The organism is Chrysiogenia bacterium (assembly GCA_020434085.1).
Lineage (GTDB): Bacteria > JAGRBM01 > JAGRBM01 > JAGRBM01 > JAGRBM01 > JAGRBM01.
Map to the genome: position 1 here is coordinate 1 of JAGRBM010000019.1, position 4284 is coordinate 4284.

A 4284-nucleotide genomic window follows, 5' to 3' on the forward strand; every position below is an offset into this window, starting at 1 on the left:
CCGGCGCCAACTCGTCGACAAACCGCGCCAGCAAAGTGCAACGCGATTTCCCGCGACGCCGCGCCACTTTGGGGGACGCCCACCCCAGCGCCTTCTTCGTTTGCTTGTTGGTCCGGCGCGATCCCCGTCGCGCCGCGCCCGGGACGACGCTCACACGGCGCGGAGCGCCCCGAGCAGCAGCGCGCCCATGGGCGAAAGCAGGAGCAGCGCGGCGGCCGCGGCGGCGACGTAGCCGATGTTCGCGGGGCGCGCCCGGAGCAGCTCGATCCATTCCTGCGCAAGGGATTGCTGCTCCAGCGCGTGCTCGGAGAGCACTCTCCGACCGACGCTCTCGAGACGCGCGGGGCTTGGCTCCAACACGGCGAATAGGTCACGGAGCTCGCGTTCTTCAGGGCTCGTCATGCGGTTTCCTCCAGGGGGTGGGCTCGTTGGCGGAGGCGCGCGAGCAGCTCCGCTCGCCTCCGCTCGCAGATCTTGCGGACGCTGGCCGCGGAGACGCCGACAATCTCCGCCACCTCCGGTGCCGACAGCTCCGCGCCGTAGCGCAGCGCGATGACCTGCCGGTCACGTTCCGGCAACCGCTCCAAGGCCTCGAGCAACGCGTGCCGGAGCCGCTTCCGGTCGGCCTCGGCAACGGTGTCGGCTTCCGACCCGGCGCTCCGCTCCTTGGGCTCCGTCGGGATCTCGAACCGGCGGCGTCGCGCACGCTTCCGCGTGGTGTTGAGCGCAACGGTGGAGAGCCACGCGACGAAGCGAATGCCCGGTCGCGGTTGGTAGCGGTCCAGCGCGGTCAGGGCCTTCACGAACGTGTCTTGCACCATGTCTTCGGCTTCGGCATCGGAGAAGCACAAAGGTCGCACCGCCCGGAACAACCGGGCGGCGTACAGCACGTACAGGCTTTGGGCCGCGTCCCGGTCGCCGCCGCGGACCGCAGCTACCAGGGCTTGCACCTCTTCTTCGGAGCGCTCGGAGGCGGGATCGCCTCCGAGCAGCAGAGCAAAGACCAGCGCGAGACTCACCGCGCCTCCCGGCCCTCGAGGTAGCCGAGGGTCCACACCGACGAGCGGAAGCTCGCCGTCGCGCCGATCACCGGCACCAGGAAGGGGAGCGCCACCAGCGCACCCAGAGCGATGGCAACGGGCAGTCCGCCGAATGCGTAGGCGATGAGGCCGGCGCCCAGGCCCGGCAGCACCGCGACGAACGCGAGAGCGTTGCCGCCGAGCTGACCGGCGAAGCTGAGCAGCAACAGCTGCGTGCCGTCGACCAGATGTCCGGAAAGACGGCGACGTGCCGCACGCCAGGCATCGCCGGCGGTGCGCTCTTCCAGGACGATCGCGCGCATGCCGTACTCGTAGAGCAGCGCCAGCGTCAGCAAGGCGATCACGCCGGGCACGGCGAGCACGAGGGAGATGCCGATTCCCAGCGCGGCCGGGAGCACGCCCAACGCGGCGGCCAGGGCCGGTGCTGCCAGCACGGCCACGCCCAGGAAGGCGAGCCCCAGTGCGCCCGCCTTGAATCCGAGCAGGCGAAAGAAGTGCCGGCGCGCGTCGCGCAGGCCTGCGCCGACTCCCAGTCGTTCGCCGCTCCGCTGGCGCACCACGCCCTCGATCAGGGCCGCCTCGCTCAGCACGTGCAGGATCAAAAAGGCCCCGGCACACACCACGGCCGCCGCGACGGCGAGCCACACCCAGATCGGTACCGGACCGCCACCGTGACCCGGACGGCCCCCGGCGCCGCCGGCACCAGAGCTGGCCACGAAAAAGCCGAAGAACCAAAGCGCCTTGTTGCCCCGAATGGTGCTGAGGGCTCGCTTGCCAATTTCGACAGTGTTCACGGGATTCTCCTTGTCCGGTCGCCAACCCTGCGTCGGCTCCTGACCCGGGAACCCCCGAGGAGCGCCGGGTGTGACGAAAAAATCGTCCCGTCCGCGCGGCACGCTACGCGACCCAACGCCACGAGTGGGGTCCATTCTGGGCGAAATTCACATTGGTCCGCGACACTCGCGAACGCTCATGAAGAACATCGCGCGTTGATTGGCGGTGGCACCGGCAGTGCTGGTGGCAGCAATGGCATGCCTCGGCATGCGCCAAGGACAAACCCGTGTGCTCACCGCGCGAGACCCGCGCCTGCAGCATGGTGGACGACTGCGAGACGAAGCAAGTGTGCTACCCGAACGGCGGCGGCTTCGACGACTGCGCCAGCGGCAGCTGGACGCCAGTGTGCGCGCCATTGAAGACGTACGTTTGCCACTGCCAGGACGGCCGTTGGGCTCCGGAATCTGCGCCGACGACCCCTCACGTACCAGCCAATGCGTATGCAAGGGCGACGTCCCGATCTACAAACCGAGCGACGCGGGGCTTTACGGCGGCGGGTGAGCAGGCCGGAACCGCGACCGGCAGAGTCAAGACATATCGTCTGGCGATCTTCCGTTTCAGCGACAGGATATGTCGCAATCGAACGAGAGCCGCGCGACTTTAGGCTCGTTCGTCACGAAATCTTCACAGAGGGTTGCGACAATCACCCAAGACCTCGGGTGACTCGGGGGTCGGGGAGTGAAGATGTCGTATTCCAAGCGGGTGCTCGCCGTGGGCGGGCTTCTATTGATCGCATTGTCGGCGGGGGCAGCGTGTTCCGGGAAGTCCGAGCAGTCATCGAGCTGTACGGCGGGAGAGAGCAAAGCGTGCTCCGGCCCCGCGGCTTGCTCCGGAACCCAGGTGTGCACCACGTCCGGTAGCTTCGACGCCTGTGCTTGCGGCGCCGCGGGATGCACGCCACATCAACAGGTTACGTGTGCCTGCGCGGATGGCTCGCCGGGAACCCAAGTGTGCGCAGAAGACGGTTCACGCTACAGCGAGTGCGCATGCACTCCGTCGTCTGGTGGCGCTGGCGGTAGCGCCAACGATGCAGGCAACGGTGGCAGCGGCGGAACTGGCGCCGTCGGCGCGGGTGGCATCGGTGGTTCGGGTGGCATTGGCGGCACCGGTGGTGTTGGAGGTAGCGGGGCCAGCGGCGGAACCGGCGGGCAGGGCGGGAGCGGTGGCCTCGCCGGAGCTGCGGGAATCGGCGGCACGGGCAGCGGGGGAACCGGGGGTGTCTCTGGATCCGGCGGTGGTGGCGGAACCAGCTCATGTGGCGTCTACAACCTCGGCTACAAGGTCGTGGATGCCGAGTACAGCAAGGCCCTGGACCGCATCGTGACAATCAGCGCCGGCCCAGACACGCTGCACATCTTCAACCCGGCGACCAAGACGGAAGTCACGGTGCCTCTGATCCTTCCGCCCCTGGCAGTGTCTGTCGGCCCGAACGGAGCTCAGGCCGCAGTCGGGTACGACGGCTACCTCTCTCTGGTCGACCTGACCACCGGAACCATCCAGAAGACGCTGGGAGTCACGGCGGAAACGGGCGACATCTTGTTGGCTGGTAACGGGTTCGCGTACGTGTTTCCGGAATGGGACCAGTGGGTGAAGGTGCACAGCATCGATCTGAACACTGGAGCGGAAACTCTCACGCAGTCCATCTATGCGAAGGCGCACGTGGCCCTCGACCCGTCCGGGCTCTACTTCTATTCGGCGGACCCGCTGAGCCTCGGGACCATCGAGAAATGGGAGATCCAGTACGGCGCCGCCCAGTACCTTTACGATAACATCACGAAGGGTTTCAAAGCCTGCAACGACATCTGGATGAGCGAAACTGGGGATCGCATCTTCAGCCGCTGCGGCAACGTCTTCAAGTCATCGGCGGTCAAGGCCGACGACATGACCTACAACGGCTCGCTCGGAATCAAGGTACGACATGTGTCCCACTCGGCAGCGGCCCACAAGGTCTACGCGATTGGGGATTCGAGCCTCGGCACCTCCGACCTGGACGTGCACGTGTTCGAGGACACGTTTCTGGCCGAACAGCCCGTGATTCCGCTTCCGTGCTTCAAGGATTCCCCAGTGGTCACCAGCTCCCACGGGCGCTTCGTGTTTCCGAGCAGCACGGGCAGCGAGGTCTTCGTGATCGTCGAGGGAGATGCGCTGGGCGCGCCGGGCGCCTTCGGGTTCGCCAAGCTGTGACGGGAGCGGGGGATGCGTGTGGTGCGTGCCAGTTAATGAGCAGCTTCTGCGCCGAAAAGCAAGCGCCGGTAGCCCAAGCGACGTCGCAGCTCCGAACAGGGCGGCGTTGCGCGTGGTTCCGCGGCGGACCGGCATCCATATGTAGAAGGCGGGGCAGCGGCGTTCGAGGGCGCGTCAGGCTTCGTCGAATTCGCCGGATTCGGGGATCTCGTCGATGCCCACGCCG

4 protein-coding genes are annotated in these 4284 nt (G+C 67.1%); 1 reads left to right on the top strand and 3 read right to left on the bottom strand.

Annotation, left to right across the window (positions count from 1 at the left end):
- Window positions 1–150: 150 nt before the first annotated feature.
- The 3 genes from KDH09_00440 to KDH09_00450 are packed head-to-tail and all read right to left on the bottom strand — an operon-like array spanning window position 151 to window position 1834.
- A complete protein-coding gene (locus KDH09_00440; GenBank protein MCB0218133.1) occupies window positions 151–402 on the bottom strand; it encodes a hypothetical protein in 252 nt (83 codons plus the stop codon).
- A complete protein-coding gene (locus tag KDH09_00445; GenBank protein MCB0218134.1) occupies window positions 399–1019 on the bottom strand; it encodes a sigma-70 family RNA polymerase sigma factor in 621 nt (206 codons plus the stop codon). The genes KDH09_00440 and KDH09_00445 overlap by 4 nt, the downstream gene beginning before the upstream one ends.
- Window positions 1016–1834 (bottom strand): hypothetical protein, encoded by an 819-nt coding sequence (locus KDH09_00450; GenBank protein MCB0218135.1) that lies wholly within the window; start codon window positions 1832–1834, stop codon window positions 1016–1018. The genes KDH09_00445 and KDH09_00450 overlap by 4 nt, the downstream gene beginning before the upstream one ends.
- A gap of 988 nt (window positions 1835–2822) precedes the next feature.
- Here KDH09_00450 and KDH09_00455 point away from each other — a divergent pair.
- On the top strand, window positions 2823–4058 hold the full coding sequence (locus KDH09_00455; GenBank protein ID MCB0218136.1) for a hypothetical protein: 1236 nt from the start codon (window positions 2823–2825) through the stop codon (window positions 4056–4058).
- Window positions 4059–4284: the final 226 nt, after the last annotated feature.

What these genes read in the sequence shown, in the direction of transcription:
- KDH09_00440 (MCB0218133.1), bottom strand. Translation starts at nt 402, where the DNA reads ATGACGAGCCCTGAAGAACGCGAGCTCCGTGACCTATTCGCCGTGTTG.